The sequence below is a fragment of the Hippea sp. KM1 genome (assembly GCF_000526195.1).
GTDB lineage: Bacteria > Campylobacterota_A > Desulfurellia > Desulfurellales > Hippeaceae > Hippea.
In genome coordinates this window covers 990,969-1,004,998 of sequence record NZ_JAFP01000001.1, presented here as the reverse complement: position 1 = coordinate 1,004,998, position 14,030 = coordinate 990,969, and the positions used below count along the sequence as shown (strand labels likewise).

At 44.2% G+C, this 14,030-nt stretch carries 17 protein-coding genes; 7 read left to right on the top strand and 10 right to left on the bottom strand.

The window, feature by feature from the left end; all coding sequences use genetic code 11:
• The first annotated feature begins 1 nt into the window (after position 1).
• The 7 genes from D891_RS0105165 to D891_RS0105135 are packed head-to-tail and all read left to right on the top strand — an operon-like array spanning position 2 to position 5,384.
• Entirely contained in the window at positions 2 to 457 is a 456-nt protein-coding gene (locus D891_RS0105165; protein WP_025270069.1) for a DUF2062 domain-containing protein, read from the top strand.
• Complete coding sequence (locus tag D891_RS0105160; protein WP_025270068.1) at positions 444 to 1,100, top strand: rhomboid family intramembrane serine protease; 657 nt, start codon at positions 444 to 446, stop codon at positions 1,098 to 1,100. Before D891_RS0105165 ends, D891_RS0105160 begins: the two co-directional genes overlap by 14 nt.
• Positions 1,097 to 1,795, top strand: coding sequence for a UDP-2,3-diacylglucosamine diphosphatase (locus tag D891_RS0105155; protein WP_084042314.1), 699 nt, complete (start codon positions 1,097 to 1,099; stop codon positions 1,793 to 1,795). The genes D891_RS0105160 and D891_RS0105155 overlap by 4 nt, the downstream gene beginning before the upstream one ends.
• Positions 1,788 to 3,791, top strand: coding sequence for an NAD-dependent DNA ligase LigA (gene ligA / locus D891_RS0105150; protein ID WP_029952030.1), 2,004 nt, complete (start codon positions 1,788 to 1,790; stop codon positions 3,789 to 3,791). The genes D891_RS0105155 and ligA overlap by 8 nt, the downstream gene beginning before the upstream one ends.
• Complete coding sequence (locus D891_RS0105145; protein ID WP_025270066.1) at positions 3,792 to 4,130, top strand: hypothetical protein; 339 nt, start codon at positions 3,792 to 3,794, stop codon at positions 4,128 to 4,130.
• Between the two features lie 7 nt (positions 4,131 to 4,137).
• The gene (locus tag D891_RS0105140) at positions 4,138 to 4,854 is read left to right on the top strand and encodes a sigma-70 family RNA polymerase sigma factor (protein WP_025270065.1); all 717 of its coding nucleotides are present in this window, start codon (positions 4,138 to 4,140) and stop codon (positions 4,852 to 4,854) included.
• Between the two features lie 5 nt (positions 4,855 to 4,859).
• The gene (locus tag D891_RS0105135) at positions 4,860 to 5,384 is read left to right on the top strand and encodes a ferredoxin domain-containing protein (protein ID WP_029952029.1); all 525 of its coding nucleotides are present in this window, start codon (positions 4,860 to 4,862) and stop codon (positions 5,382 to 5,384) included.
• Here the strand turns inward: D891_RS0105135 and rpmB are convergent.
• From rpmB to D891_RS0105085, 10 genes are read right to left on the bottom strand one after another with little or no spacing between them, the layout of a single operon-like run.
• Positions 5,381 to 5,575, bottom strand: a complete 195-nt coding sequence (rpmB, locus tag D891_RS0105130) for a 50S ribosomal protein L28 (protein ID WP_025270063.1) — start codon at positions 5,573 to 5,575, stop codon at positions 5,381 to 5,383. The genes D891_RS0105135 and rpmB overlap by 4 nt on opposite strands.
• A gap of 56 nt (positions 5,576 to 5,631) precedes the next feature.
• The gene (locus D891_RS0105125; RefSeq protein ID WP_025270062.1) at positions 5,632 to 5,826 is read right to left on the bottom strand and encodes a YgaP family membrane protein; all 195 of its coding nucleotides are present in this window, start codon (positions 5,824 to 5,826) and stop codon (positions 5,632 to 5,634) included.
• Positions 5,823 to 6,377, bottom strand: coding sequence for a CDP-alcohol phosphatidyltransferase family protein (locus D891_RS0105120; RefSeq protein WP_025270061.1), 555 nt, complete (start codon positions 6,375 to 6,377; stop codon positions 5,823 to 5,825). The genes D891_RS0105125 and D891_RS0105120 overlap by 4 nt, the downstream gene beginning before the upstream one ends.
• A gap of 1 nt (position 6,378) precedes the next feature.
• On the bottom strand, positions 6,379 to 7,020 hold the full coding sequence (gene lepB / locus D891_RS0105115; protein WP_025270060.1) for a signal peptidase I: 642 nt from the start codon (positions 7,018 to 7,020) through the stop codon (positions 6,379 to 6,381).
• On the bottom strand, positions 7,020 to 8,822 hold the full coding sequence (gene lepA, locus D891_RS0105110; protein ID WP_025209956.1) for a translation elongation factor 4: 1,803 nt from the start codon (positions 8,820 to 8,822) through the stop codon (positions 7,020 to 7,022). The genes lepB and lepA overlap by 1 nt, the downstream gene beginning before the upstream one ends.
• Positions 8,815 to 9,234: a hypothetical protein gene (locus D891_RS0105105; protein WP_029952026.1), complete on the bottom strand. Its 420-nt coding sequence runs from the start codon at positions 9,232 to 9,234 to the stop codon at positions 8,815 to 8,817. The genes lepA and D891_RS0105105 overlap by 8 nt, the downstream gene beginning before the upstream one ends.
• Positions 9,210 to 9,728, bottom strand: coding sequence for a phospholipase D family nuclease (locus D891_RS0105100; RefSeq protein ID WP_025209954.1), 519 nt, complete (start codon positions 9,726 to 9,728; stop codon positions 9,210 to 9,212). Before D891_RS0105100 ends, D891_RS0105105 begins: the two co-directional genes overlap by 25 nt.
• Positions 9,721 to 11,175, bottom strand: a complete 1,455-nt coding sequence (gene guaB, locus D891_RS0105095; RefSeq protein WP_025209953.1) for an IMP dehydrogenase — start codon at positions 11,173 to 11,175, stop codon at positions 9,721 to 9,723. The genes D891_RS0105100 and guaB overlap by 8 nt, the downstream gene beginning before the upstream one ends.
• Before the next feature lie 2 nt (positions 11,176 to 11,177).
• Entirely contained in the window at positions 11,178 to 13,190 is a 2,013-nt protein-coding gene (gene glyS, locus D891_RS0105090) for a glycine--tRNA ligase subunit beta (RefSeq protein WP_025209952.1), read from the bottom strand.
• Positions 13,187 to 14,029, bottom strand: coding sequence for a glycine--tRNA ligase subunit alpha (locus tag D891_RS0105085; RefSeq protein ID WP_025209951.1), 843 nt, complete (start codon positions 14,027 to 14,029; stop codon positions 13,187 to 13,189). The genes glyS and D891_RS0105085 overlap by 4 nt, the downstream gene beginning before the upstream one ends.
• Position 14,030 lies beyond the last annotated feature (1 nt).

Genomic DNA, 14,030 nt, shown 5'->3' with positions numbered 1-14,030 from the left:
TTTGAAGAAGGTTTCTTACAGGCAGCTTTTACGCAATCTCATCTCCCTTGATGATAGCCCCCATAAGATAGCAATGTCCTTTGCCGTTGGCGTGTTTATATCCATATCACCGTTTTTTGGTCTTCACACGGTATTGGCTGTTGTTTTGTCTGTGTTGTTTAAGCTTAATAAGCTTGCGGCCATTACCGGCTCATGGATAAACAATCCCTGGACGACGCCGCTTGTCTATTACCTTGATTACAAGATAGGGGCGTTCATTCTAAACGATAAAACAAACTTCAATCTAAAACCCTTCACCTTTGAGCACTATATACACGATGGGAAAAATGCCTTCTGGGATATATTGATAGGCAGCGTGGTGTTTGGATTAGCCGCTTCTGTTGTCTGTTATTTTTTGATAAAATACGCCGTTGGAAAATATAGAGGCAAAAAAGGAGTAATGGATGTTTCCACTTAAGGACAATAACCCGTCCTATACAAGGCCTGTTGTCAACATATTCTTGATAGTTGTGAATGTCTTGGTGTTCTTCTATGAGCTGTCTCAGCCGAATATAATGAGGTTTATGTATAACCATGCGTTTATACCCGCCATGCTATTTGACTATCATTACATATTTTCATCCCTCATAAGGGCCTTTAATTCCATGTTTCTTCACGGCGGTTTTATGCACATAATCGGGAACATGTGGTTTTTGTGGGTTTTTGGCGACAATGTGGAGGATAGGCTGGGTCATGTGAATTATCTGCTTTTCTATCTTGCCGGCGGTTATGCCTCTATGATCGTTCAGGGAGCCATAACGCCTCATTCCACCGTGCCGCTAATCGGTGCAAGCGGAGCTGTATCTGCCGTGCTTGGGGCTTATTTGGTTTTCTTTCCCCATGCTTCGGTGCTTACGCTTCTGCCCATTTTGATATTCATAACATTTGTTTGGATTCCAGCCTGGCTTTACATAATCTTGTGGTTCTTCATGCAGTATTTAAACGGCATGTTCTCCATTGTATCAAAATCCATGGGGGGTGTTGCCTGGTTTGCCCATATCGGCGGTTTTATCTTTGGGTTGATCGTGGCAAGGATTAAGATAAAAAAAGAATACCTATGAAGTGTTTGTTCGTCTCTGATGTCCACTATCCAAAGAGCCGTGCTATAGTGGATTTTCTATACGATACACATGCAAATTACGATGCCATATACATATTGGGGGATCTGTTTGAGTTTTACTATGGGTATGGTGGTTTTGTCTATCCTCACCACTTTAGTTTGATTAACCTGCTTGCCTGTATAGGCAGAAGCAGAAGGCTTGTGCTGTTTGAGGGCAATCACGAATACAGGCTTGAGGCTATAAAGAGGTATGTAAATGCAGAGATTGTTAAGGGTTTTCTGTATGAGAATATCGATAATCTTAGGGTTATACTCTCCCACGGCGATACGATAGACAAAAAGGATCTCTTCTATAGGCTGTTTAGGGGGTTTTTGAAGAGCCGCCCTACCCTTTCGTTTATAAACGCCTTGCCGGCTGGCCTTCTGCTTGAGCTATCCAAGAAGGCCTCAAGCTTTAGCAAAAAAAGGATAAAGTCCAAAAGATACAGGGGGACGGAGGCAGCGTGTCTTGAGTATGCTGAAGGTATGCTAAGGCAGGATGCAGATGTTGTTATTTTAGCCCATACCCACACACCCGTATTTAAAAAAATCAATAATGGATTATACATAAATACAGGCGATTTCTTTGAAAACTTTACCTATGTCGAATACGAAACGGATAGAGGGTTTTCTTTGAAGAGGTGGAACGATGGATAAAAAAGAGGCAAAAAAGAGGATAGAGGAGTTAAGAAAACAGCTCCACTATCACAATTACCGCTATTATGTATTGGACGATCCTGTAATCTCCGATTCAGAATACGATAAGCTAATGTATGAACTGAAGCAGCTTGAAAAGGCCTATCCTGAGTTTTACGATGAGAATTCGCCCACTGTAAAGGTCGGCGGTGCTCCGCTTAATAGGTTTGAGAAGGTTGAGCATAGAATACCGATGCTGTCGCTTGAGGATGGCTTTGATGATAACGACATAAGGGAGTTTGATAGAAGGGTTAAAAGGTTTTTAAAGTTGCCTGAGGATGAGAAGATAGCATACAGCGTTGAGCCTAAATTTGACGGGTTGTCTATAGATTTGATCTATGAGAATGGAAGGCTTACAGTTGCATCAACCAGGGGCGATGGCTATGTCGGTGAGAATGTGACCCAAAACATAAAGACCATACGCAATGTTCCCCTTGTTTTGCCTGTTGATGACCCACCTGAATACCTCGATGTGCAGGGGGAGGTTCTTTTAACCAAGGAGGAGTTTGAAAGGATCAACAAGGAACGGCTAAAGAATGGCTTGAGCGTATTTGCCAATCCCAGGAATGCCGCTGCAGGCTCAGTTAGGCAACTCGACCCGAAAGAGACGGCAAAGAGGAACCTCATAATGGTGATGTATTACATCAGGCAGATAGAGGGATACAAAAAAGACATTAACTCACAGCATGAGGCTTTGGAGAGCCTTAAAAAGATGGGTTTTCCCACAAGTGATTTAAATAGGCTGGTTGTTGGCATAGAGGATGCCATTGAATACAAAAGGAAGCTTGAATCGATGAGGGATAGCCTGCCCTATGAGTTGGACGGTGTCGTCATAAAGGTGGACGATTTTGGGCTTCAGAAGGCCTTGGGTGCAACGACGAAGTCTCCCCGTTGGGCCATAGCCTTCAAATTCCCTGCACAACAGGCCACCACCAGGATAAAGGATATTCAGGTGAATGTGGGAAGGACCGGTATCTTGACACCGGTGGCTATATTGGAGCCTGTAAATATAGGCGGGGTTGTTGTATCGAGGGCAAGCCTCCATACCATGGATGAGATAGAGAAGAAGGATATAAGGATTGGCGATGTTGTGTTTGTTCAGAGGGCTGGTGATGTAATACCGGAGGTGGTAAAGCCGGTTAAGGATTTGAGGGATGGGAGTGAAAGAAGGTTTGTAATGCCCAAACAGTGCCCCGTATGCGGTTCCAAGGTGGTAAAGGACGGGGCTTACTATCGCTGCTCAAACATAAACTGCCCCAAGGTGCTGAAGGAGTCCATAAAACACTTCGTCTCAAGGAAGGCCATGAATATAGATGGATTTGGCGATAAATTGATTGAGCAGCTGGTGGATAGGGGTATAGTTAGGGATATTTCAGACATCTATAGGCTTGATAAAGAGACCCTTATGGGGTTGGATAGGGTTGGCGAGAAGTTGGCAGAAAACCTCATCTCATCCATTCAACGCTCAAAAGGCACGACATTTGCTAAATTCATTTATGCATTGGGGATTCGACATGTGGGTGAGTTTGTTGCAAGACTGCTAACGGAGAGGTTTAGGAATTTGGATGCTTTAAAGAACGCCACAAAGGACGAGCTTTTGGGTATCGATGGAATAGGTGAAGAGATAGCAGAAAGCGTTGTCTCTTTCTTTTCTGAGCCTAAAAACATCCAGACCATACAGAGGCTGTTGGATTACGGCATACACTTTGAGGATGAGAAGAAGAAGCAGTCTAAGATTGCAGGCAAGAGCTTTGTGTTTACAGGAACGCTGTCAAGACCGAGGGAGTATTTCAAGCAGCTTATAGAAGAGAATGGCGGCATAGTGAGAAATAGCGTTAGTAAGAATCTGGATTATCTGGTTGTGGGTGAAAACCCTGGATCGAAGCTAAAGAAGGCTCAAGAGGCAGGGGTGTCTATCATAAACGAGGAAGAGTTGATGCGTTTGTTGGAGGGGTAATTGGAAAAGAGCGAGTTTTTGCTTGACCCTAAGTGGATTTCCTCTTTCTATGCCATAGTTGCAACCGCTGTCTGCACCCTGTTTTTTACCTATAAGGGGTTGGATTTCTTTGATGCATTTGTTAAGACATTCTTCACCGCTATTTCATTTTATCTGTTTGGTGTTGCCACTGCTGCTGCTGTTAACTTCTATTACCTTGAGTTTATAAAACCCAAAGAAGAGGAGCAGCAAGAAGAGGAAGAGGAAGGGGAAGAGACAGAAGAGGAAGAAGGGGAATCCTTGAAGGCCGATGAGGGTGAGAATCAACAGGATACAAATGCCGAAGAGGCAAACGCATAGTTAACCCATGATCGATAGGGATGAGATAATACAGGCTTACTATCCCATAGTCAGAAGGATCGTTAAAAAAACAGTGGTCAGGATGCCTGAAGGGTATGATGAGGAGGATTTTGTTCAAATAGGCATGATGGGGCTGCTTAAGGCTTTGGACAACTGGGATGAAAAAAGGAGCCTGTCTGAGTTTAAATCATATGCAAATACAAAGATCAGGGGATACATACTCGATAAACTCAGAAGCATAGATCCGGTGTCTCGCTATGCCAGGGACAAGCTCAAAAGGATAAACGCTGCTTATAGGGAATTGATGGGTGAGGGTAAATACAACCCCTCAGACGATGAGGTGGCAAAGAGGGCCAATATGGATATAGACGAGTTCAATGAGCTTCTGTATAAGCAGTCCAACTCCACGATGCTTAGCATAGACGAGGCCGTTAGCGGTGAAGATGGAGACATGGTGTTACTTGAGTCCATTGAAAACAAGGCATCCAAAAGTCCCATTGCCATTTTAGAGGAAGAGGAGCTTCAAGATTTGGTGAAGGAGGCCTTAAGCAGCATCTTAAATGAAGTTGAGCTAACCGTTTTGAGTCTGTATTATTATGAGGATTTAAACATGAAAGAGATAGCATCCATCATAGGCAAGACCGAATCCAGGGTGTCTCAGATCAAGACAAAGGCGCTTATGAAGATTAGAGCTTATGTGGAGAGTAAAACAGAGGTGAGGTGAGGTTTATGGATGTCGTAAGAGAGGCTTTGGGCGTGGTTTCGAAGCTGTTGCTTGTTGATGCCATAACGGCGCCAAAGAGCGTTGGAAGGGACGATTTGGTGATTGACCTTATCGATGATAGCAAAACCAAATCGAAGATATTGGAGAGAATGAAGCAGATCACAGACAGAGGCGGCAAGAGCTTCTATAAAAGGGACGCCATTAATATCGAAAACATAGACTTTATCATACTCATAGGTTTTAAGCTGTTCTATCACGGCTTTGATTGCGGTTTTTGCGGCTTTTCGGGGTGTGCTGAGTGCGAAAGCAAGGGCGGAGTCTGCGCTGTAAGTGCCACGGATTGTGGTATTGCAATAGGCAGTGTTGTAAAGCTTGCATCGGTTTTTGGTATTGACAACCGTATTATGATATCCATCGGCCAGGCGGCCAAAGAGGTGGGCTATTTTAAGGAAAGGATTGGTGGCGCCTACGGTATACCACTTTCAGCAACCACCAAGAATCCGTTTTTCGATAGGAAGATAAAGGTTTAGTGAACGGCTTTTACCACCTTGTTGGATTTTAGGCACTGGGTGCATACATTCATTCTCTTTACCTTGCCATCCACATAGACCTTAACCCTCTGTATGTTGGGGTTCCACTTCTTCTTTGTCCTGATGTGGGAGTGGCTTATCTTATATCCCACCTGCGCCCTCTTTCCACATATTTCACATCTTCTTGCCATTTCTAACCTCCGTTTTCTTTAATGCCAAATGCTTATACCAAAAAATCGACCGATTCTCAAGTATTTGTGTTTATACCTAAAAGGTCATAGAAGATGCACTTCTTTGATATGCCCGTTATGAGCAGAATGCAGCCTGCGGCCTTTATCCAGTGGTTTTTTGTTAAGCACCCAATGGTCGTTAAGGCTGCACCGGATAGAAGCCTGATCTCCCTGTCTTTTCCGCCGATATTTGCCTCTTTTGTGATTTTCATACAAGCCCCTCCTTTATTCGATTTCTATATTTGTTTATGTAATCAAACAGAGCAATTATTACTAAGAATGCGGTTATAAAAACGCTTATTCTAAAAACAGCATGGTTTCTGTAAATACCGAACAGATCCAGAAATACCAGCACGACAACGACAACCTGAAAGAATGTGGACACCTTGCCCCAGATGGAAGCCTTTATTTTTAAGTTCTTTATGCTCTTTGCGCTTAGAACCTCTATCACGCTGCCCGTTATCAGGGTTAGGTCTTTAAATAGAACCACAGAAAGCAGAAACAGCGGTATTAACCCCTTGATGGATAAAACCAGGAAGGTATAGTTGAGCAGAAGCTTATCCGCCAGTGGATCCAGAATAGCACCGAGCTTGGTTGCCTGATTGAAGCGTCTTGCTATAAAGCCGTCTATTATATCGCTTGCTGCTGCAACACCAAACAGCCACACAGCCCAGCCAAACAGCCCCTCTATCAGAAGCAGTGTTATTGGCAGAACCAGTATGATCCTGAATATGGTTATTGCGTTTGCCGTGTTTATTGGCATATCAGTGAATAAGCCTAAAGAACCTGTTGAGCCTTACCTCAAACGGGGAGAATGTCCACGAACCGTAAATTATGAAGGCCTTGCCCACTATGTTTCTCTCAGGCACAAAACCCCAATACCGTGAATCGTAAGAGTTGTCCCTGTTGTCCCCCATCATGAAGTATTCACCCTTCGGCACCTTAATGGGCCCCCAGTTGTCTCGAGACCCCCACAGCGTCTTGAATGTCGATATGTCTGTATCCTTTGGATATATGTTTGGATCCCTGTGAACGACATAGGGTTCGTTAACCCTTTTACCGTTTCTGTATAGTATCTTGTTTTTCATCTGAAGCGTATCACCCGGAATGCCAACGCACCGCTTGATAAAATAGATAGACCTATCCTTTGGCCACCTAAAGATTACAACATCCCCTCTCTGGGGGTGCTTTATCGGTATTATCATCTTGCCCGTTATAGGCACCTTTATACCGTATATCAGCCTGTTTGCCAGCACATGGTCACCAACAAGGAGCGTTGGCTCCATAGACGATGATGGAATCTTAAACGCCTCAACAAAAAACGCCCTTATAAATAGGGCGATTATGAGGGCTATGATTATGGATTTTACCCATTCACCCAATTTGCTCTGGTTCTTTTCCTTCATCAATCCCCCTTGATTTCAACAAGCTTAATAAAGGCCTCCTTGGATATGCTGACATTGCCCAGTTGTTTTAGTCTCTTTTTGCCCTCTTTCTGTTTCTCCAATAGCTTCTTTTTCCTTGTTATATCACCACCATAACATTTTGCAAGAACATCCTTCCTCAACGCCCCTATGGTCTCCTTTGCGATTATCTTGCCGCCAACCTTGGCCTGAAGCCTCACCTCAAACAACTGCTTCGGTATGTATTGCTTTAGGTTTTTCAAGACCTCCCTTGCAATCCTGTAAGCCTTTTGTTTTGGCACGATCAACGAAAATGAATCGACCTCTTTGGAGTTGATCAAAACAATGAGCTTGGTTAGATCCGATGCCTCAAAGCCTATAAACTCATAGTCGAATGAGGCATAACCCCTCGATAGGGATTTAAGCTTATCATAGAAGTCCACAAGGATCTCTGCAAGCGGCACCTTGTATTTTATCAATACCCTATCTGTTGCTATATAAAGGATCTCCTTCTGCTGCCCCCTTTTGTCCTGAAGCAGCTTTATGATGTTGCCCACAAATTCAGCCGGCGTTATTATCTCCGTTTCGACCATCGGTTCGTAGATAGCCTTGATCTTTGTGGGCTGGGGCAGTTCGGATGGATTGGATATCTCTATTGTCTCACCGTTTGTCAACTCGACCTTGTAAAGAACGCTGGGGGTTGTCATAACAACATCCAGACCAAACTCACCCTCTATCCTTTCCCGGGTTATATTCATGCTCAAGACCCCCAAAAAGCCGCATCTGAAGCCAAACCCCAGGCTTTCGGATTTCTCCTTCTCCACTGTTAAGGATGCATCGTTTAACTGAAGCTTATCCAGTGCCTCAGCCAGATCATCATAATCCTCTGGGTTTAGCGGATATAACCCTGCAAACACGAACGGCTTGGGCTTTTGAAACCCCTCAAAGGGTTTGTCCGTTGGATTGCTGGCCAGTGTTATTGTATCACCGACGGTTGCATCTTGAATGTTCTTTATGTTTGCTATGACATACCCAACCTCTCCCGTTGAAAGCTTGTCGGTTTTTTTGGATTTTGGGGTAAAGAAGCCCAACTCCTCAACCTCGTATTCCTTTTTTGTTGAATAGACTAAAATCCTATCACCCACATTGAGCTCACCATCAAACACCCTAACAATAAAGACCACGCCCCTGTAATTGTCATACCACGAATCAACAACAAGCGCCCTTAGGGGGCTATCCTTTTTGCCGTTTGGCGGGGGAATCCTCTCTATTATCGCATCAATTACCTTATCCACATTAAATCCGGTCTTTGCCGATATCTCTATGGCGTCTTTTGCATCGATACCCAATGCGTCTTCTATCTCGGATTTGGTTTTTTCGACATCTGCGCTGGGCAGGTCTATCTTGTTGATTACCGGTATTATCTCAAGGTCGTTATCAATAGCCAGGTATGCGTTTGCTATGGTCTGGGCCTCCACCCCCTGGGTTGCATCGACCACAAGCAGGCATCCCTCGCACGCCTTCAGGCTCTTTGATACCTCATAGCCAAAATCCACATGCCCGGGTGTATCTATCATGTTTAGCGTGTATTTCTGGCCGTTTTTTTCGTATTCCAGGCGGGCTGTTTGGGCCTTAACCGTAATTCCGTGTTTTCTTTCCACCTCTAAGCTGTCCAGTATCTGCTCCTTCATCTCCCGCTTGTCTAAAGCCCCGGTAAGCTCTATCAACCTATCGGCCAATGTGCTCTTTCCGTGGTCTATGTGTGCTATTATGGAGAAGTTTCTTATGTATCTTTGCTCATTCATTGTTCTTTAGTCTCTCCAATAGGATTTTTTCGATCTCATAGCTTCTGTATCGTAAGGCTTTGATCCTCAACGATGTTTCTGGGTCTATAATTTTAAAGGCCTCCTCAAGCACCCTTAAGGACTCCTCTGCCCTCTTCATATTGGCTTTGGCAATATCCTTGATGCTGTTCCTTGAAAGCTCAATCTCGCTGTTTAGCTTCTTGCCTTTATCGTTTTCTGTGTCCCTTAGATGGGTAAAGTCAAACCGCGATTCTATTTTACCTATATCAGACCTTAGGTTTTTTAGCCCTTCCGTTAATCCCCCATCGTTTAACACAAACCGTGCTATATCCTCAACGACCCTGACACCCTCCCTCAATCGGTTGAAGTTGGCATCTATCATCCGTTTTATCTTAGCATGCTCCTCTTCCATAGATATTCAAACTCCTTCTCATAGACATTTGCAATATCTCTCCTGTTTATGATTATTACATTCTCATCGTTCATCCTGAAGGCGCTTGCCGTCCAGTTGGCAGAACCGGTAATAACCATCCTTTTGTCGATGATGGCAAACTTGTTGTGCATAAGCCCTTCCCTATCCCAGGCTATGTGTGGTATGGCAAGCCTGACATCTATGCCTGCGCTCCTTAAAAAATCCTTCTTGCTGTATTTATTTTGGTTTGCCTTTCTATCGAGCAATACCCTTATCTTAACGCCCCTTTCTTTGGCCTTGACTATAGCCCTTGCAAGCGGGCGTGATGTGAAATCATACACAGCCACATCGATGGAGCTTTTAGCCGAATTTATCGCAGAAATTATGGCATCCAGCGCTGCGTATGATGGTGTGAAGTATACATATATCTGGCGGCCAAATGAAGGTATGGCGATAGTAATGAGTATTATCGCAACAATTATTCTCCTAAACATTGTAATTGGGCGGCTCCTTTGTCATGACAATATCGTGAACATGGCTTTCCCTCAATGAGGCCTCTGTAATTTGTATAAATGTTGCCTTCTTCTGAAGCTCATCTATCGTTCTTGCACCCAAGTATCCCATACCGGACTTCAGTCCACCTATAAGCTGATACAACACATCGCCAACCTCACCCTTATAGGGCACCCTGCCCTCCACGCCTTCTGGCACCAATTTTTCAGGCTCGACCTCATCCTGGAAGTATCTATCCTTGCTGCCCTTCTTCATAGCCTCGATTGAGCCCATGCCCCTGTAAATCTTATACTTTCTGCCCTGATAGATGATGCTCTCTCCGGGTGATTCCTCTGTTCCTGCAAGGAGGTTTCCTATCATTACGGCAGCAGCACCGGCAGCTAAGGCCTTGACGATGTCGCCTGAGAATTTTATTCCGCCGTCTGCTATGATTTTTCTATCGTTTAGGGCCGCTTCCTCTGAGCATTCACTGATGGCTGTAATCTGCGGCACGCCCACGCCTGCAACGACCCTCGTTGTGCAGATTGAGCCTGGCCCGATACCGACCTTAACAACATCGGCTCCAGCGTTTATTAAATCCTTTGTGCCCTCTTTTGTTGCGACATTTCCGCCTATAACAACAACATTGGGGAATGCGCTCTTTATCTTCTCGACGGTATTTAGCACATAAATGGAATGCCCGTGGGCCGAATCGACCACTATCACATCTGCTCCTGCCTCTATTAAGGCCTTTGCTCGCTCAAAGCCATCCCTCACACCAACTGCAGCACCCACCATGAGCCTTCCGTGTATGTCTTTGCTTGCTTTGGGGTATTCCTTCTTCTTTCTTATATCCTTTATTGTTATCAGGCCCTTGATTTTGAAGTCCTTATCCACTATAGGGAGTTTTTCCACCTTGAACTGCTTTAGGTATTCCTCTGCCTCATGCAGCGTTATGCCCTCTTTAGCCGTTATGAGGTTGTCTTTTGTCATGACCTCTTTTACCGGTTTTGTGTAATCCTTTTCAAACTGAACATCCCTGTTTGTTATTATGCCCACAAGCGTGCCATCCTCAAGCGTTACGGGAATGCCCGATATGTGGAATTGCTTCATCAGGGATAGGGCCTCGTTTATGGTGGCATCCGGCCTTATAGTAATTGGGTCTATTATCATACCGCTTTCGGACTTCTTAACACGCCTAACCTGCCTAACCTGCTCTTCGATAGACATGTTCTTATGGATTATCCCCAATCCACCGTGTCGTGCCATTGCTATGGCCATTCTGTATTCTGTAACTGTATCCATAGCTGCAGAGATGATGGGGGTTTTGAGTATAAGCCTTTCTGTTAGGGATGCTGAAACATCGACATCCTTTGGCAGGATCTCCGATTTGTTGGGCAAAAGCAATACATCGTCAAATGTTAAACCATAACCACTCTTCAATCTCATAGTTAAATCTCCAAAAATTTAAAGTTTGCTATGTTTAGAACAATCCTTCTCAATCTATTTAGAAGCGAAAGCCTGTTGTTCTTTATCCTCTCATCCTTATCCATAACCATGACCTTATCAAAGAAGTTGTCTATGGCATCCTTATTGGACGCTATCCTGTCAAGCAGGCCTGAATAGTCCTTCTTTGATATGTATTCTTCCTCAACAGCCTCCAGCTGCTTTATCCTATCAAAAAGCACCCTCTCCTCATCCTGAGTAAATAGCGATTCATCGACGCTATTGCCTTCAAAATCCTTTAATATGTTGAAGACCCTCTTGATGGCAAACTGCTTCTCTTTGCTGTTGTCCGATTTTACAAACGCATTTAAAGCCTTAAGCCTTAGGTATGCATCATACACATCGTCAAACTTGAAGGTTATTGCCTCAACGACATCGTGGGGATAGCTATCAAAGTAATTCTTAAACCTTACTATGAAGAACTCTATGATCTGATCAAAATCGACTCTCCTTTGGTATAGTTGAGCGGATTTTTCTAATGCCTCCTTAAGGTTTAAAAACAGCTCGTTTTCTATGAGCGTTCTTATTATGCCCAATGCCGCCCTTCTTAGTCCGTATGGGTCTTTTGCCCCTGTGGGTTTTAGGCCTGCAAAGAACCCTCCCACTATGATGTCTAACTTATCGGCTATGGATAGGCAGATGCCTGATGGGGTTTTGGGTATCTCATCCTCTTTGGGCAGATACTGCTCATATATGGCGGTTGCAACCTCTTCATCCTCCGAACTCAACAGGGCATACTCCCTGCCCATTACGCCCTGAAGCTCGGGGAACTCATAAACCATCTGCGTTAAAAGGTCGGCCTTTGATAGGTATGCGGCCCTCTTTGCCTTGGCCTTGTCAAAACCCAGCCTTTCTGCCAAAAACCCGGCTAATTCTTCCAATCTTTCTGTTCTTTCCAGCTGACTGCCAAGTTTTTCATGGAACATCATCTGGCTGAGCTTTGGCACAAACTCCTCGAGCTTATGCTTTTTATCCTCTTCGAAGAAGAACTCAGCATCAGAGAACCTTGCCCTTAGCACCCTTTCGTATCCCTCTCTGATTAGATCCATGTTGTCCGTCTTTATGTTGGATATGGCTGCAAACTCGTTTAGGAGTTTATCGCCCTTTGTGAACGCAAAATACCTTTGGTGGTCCTTCATCGATGTTATCAAGACCTCCTTAGGCAGCTTTAAGAATTTTTCCTCAAACCTGCCTATAACCATAACGGGATATTCGACTAAGTTTACCACCTCGTTTAGCAGATCCTCATCGTAAACCAGCTCAGCATCCCTGTTTTTGGCATGTTCTTTCAGTTGATTTAGTATAAGGTCCTTCCTTTTGTTCTGATCAACGATTACAAAGTTCTCTTCAAGCACATCTTCATAGCTGTTATAGCCGACCCTTAAGCTGCCCGATGATAAAAATCTATGCCCGTATGTTGTATTGGAGGCCTTCTTGCCCATAAACTCAAAATCGACGATTTCATCATCTATCAAAAAAACAACACTGTGAACGGGCCTTATGAACTCAAATTCACCATTGCCCCACCGCATCTGTTTGTTGAAGTGGATGTTCTTTAGGATCTGCTCTATAGCCTCTATGACAACAGGCTTTGCCTGTATCTTTTTGCCCTTTATGATGACGGCTATGTATTCTCCCTTTTTTGTCTTTTCCTCAACGATGTCGTCCATTGTTGCGTTGTTTTTCTTTAAGAAACCCTCCAATGCCTTTGTGGGTTTGCCGTCTTTGAAGCAGACGCTCTTTGGCGGTCCCAAAACCTTTCTATCCTCAACCTTTATGAATTCATCAAACTCAAACTTAAGCGCCATCCTGCGGGGCGAGAGATAGAATGTCAAATCTTTAAATTCTATGTTTTTATCTTTAAGTATTCTATTTGCCGTTTCTAAGAAATCCCCCTCCAAATGCTCCATTTCGCTTGTTGGGAGCTCTTCTGTAAATAGCTCAAATAACAGCCTCATACCTCACCCTCCACATAGAGACGGGCAACCTTTGCCACCATCTCCCTGACTTTTTTGATAAAGGATGCCCTTTCGGTCACGCTTATGGCGTTTCTTGCATCGAGCAGGTTAAACACATGGGAGCACTTCATGCAGTAATCGTAAGCCGGTCTAACCAGTTTTGCCCTTAAGCAGTTTTCCACCTCTTCCTCGAACATCTCAAACAACTTAAACAGCATCTGCGTATTTGCCACCTCGAAGTTGTAAACCGAGTATTCGTATTCGTCGTGCTGATGGATATAGCCGTATGTATATCTGTCGTTCCATTTCATATCAAACACATTATCGACGCCCTGAATATACATCCCCAATCTTTCTGTGCCGTAGGTTATTTCGACCGGTATAGGTTTTAGGTCGTATCCGCCAACCTGCTGAAAGTATGTAAACTGCGTAATCTCCATGCCGTCAAGCCAGACCTCCCAGCCCAATCCCCAAGCGCCAAGCGTCGGGGATTCCCAGTTATCCTCCACAAACCTTATATCGTGTTCCTTTAGATTGATGCCTAAAAACTCAAGGCTTTCTAAGTATAGATCCTGAATGTTCTCAGGTGAGGGTTTGATGAGAACCTGATATTGATAGTAATGTTGCAGCCTGTTGGGGTTTTCTCCGTATCTTCCATCTGTGGGTCTCCTTGATGGTGCAGGATAGGCAACAGCCCAATCGTCCTTGTCTAAGGATTTAAGCGTTGTTGCCCAGTGGAATGTTCCGGCTCCAGCCTCAACATCGTATGGCTGCAAGATTATACAACCCTTCTCTTTCCAGAATTCATTTAATTTGAGTATTACATCCTGATAGTTCATC

Bases quoted from the DNA above. Each gene is read 5' to 3' on its own strand.
- D891_RS0105160 (WP_025270068.1), top strand. From the start codon at position 444: ATGTTTCCACTTAAGGACAATAACCCGTCCTATACAAGGCCTGTTGTC.
- D891_RS0105155 (WP_084042314.1), top strand. From the start codon at position 1,097: ATGAAGTGTTTGTTCGTCTCTGATGTCCACTATCCAAAGAGCCGTGCT.
- ligA (WP_029952030.1), top strand. From the start codon at position 1,788: ATGGATAAAAAAGAGGCAAAAAAGAGGATAGAGGAGTTAAGAAAACAG.
- D891_RS0105140 (WP_025270065.1), top strand. From the start codon at position 4,138: ATGATCGATAGGGATGAGATAATACAGGCTTACTATCCCATAGTCAGA.
- D891_RS0105135 (WP_029952029.1), top strand. From the start codon at position 4,860: ATGGATGTCGTAAGAGAGGCTTTGGGCGTGGTTTCGAAGCTGTTGCTT.
- rpmB (WP_025270063.1), bottom strand. From the start codon at position 5,575: ATGGCAAGAAGATGTGAAATATGTGGAAAGAGGGCGCAGGTGGGATAT.
- D891_RS0105125 (WP_025270062.1), bottom strand. From the start codon at position 5,826: ATGAAAATCACAAAAGAGGCAAATATCGGCGGAAAAGACAGGGAGATC.
- D891_RS0105120 (WP_025270061.1), bottom strand. From the start codon at position 6,377: ATGCCAATAAACACGGCAAACGCAATAACCATATTCAGGATCATACTG.
- lepB (WP_025270060.1), bottom strand. From the start codon at position 7,020: ATGAAGGAAAAGAACCAGAGCAAATTGGGTGAATGGGTAAAATCCATA.
- lepA (WP_025209956.1), bottom strand. From the start codon at position 8,822: ATGAATGAGCAAAGATACATAAGAAACTTCTCCATAATAGCACACATA.
- D891_RS0105105 (WP_029952026.1), bottom strand. From the start codon at position 9,234: ATGGAAGAGGAGCATGCTAAGATAAAACGGATGATAGATGCCAACTTC.
- D891_RS0105100 (WP_025209954.1), bottom strand. From the start codon at position 9,728: ATGTTTAGGAGAATAATTGTTGCGATAATACTCATTACTATCGCCATA.
- guaB (WP_025209953.1), bottom strand. From the start codon at position 11,175: ATGAGATTGAAGAGTGGTTATGGTTTAACATTTGACGATGTATTGCTT.
- glyS (WP_025209952.1), bottom strand. From the start codon at position 13,190: ATGAGGCTGTTATTTGAGCTATTTACAGAAGAGCTCCCAACAAGCGAA.
- D891_RS0105085 (WP_025209951.1), bottom strand. From the start codon at position 14,029: ATGAACTATCAGGATGTAATACTCAAATTAAATGAATTCTGGAAAGAG.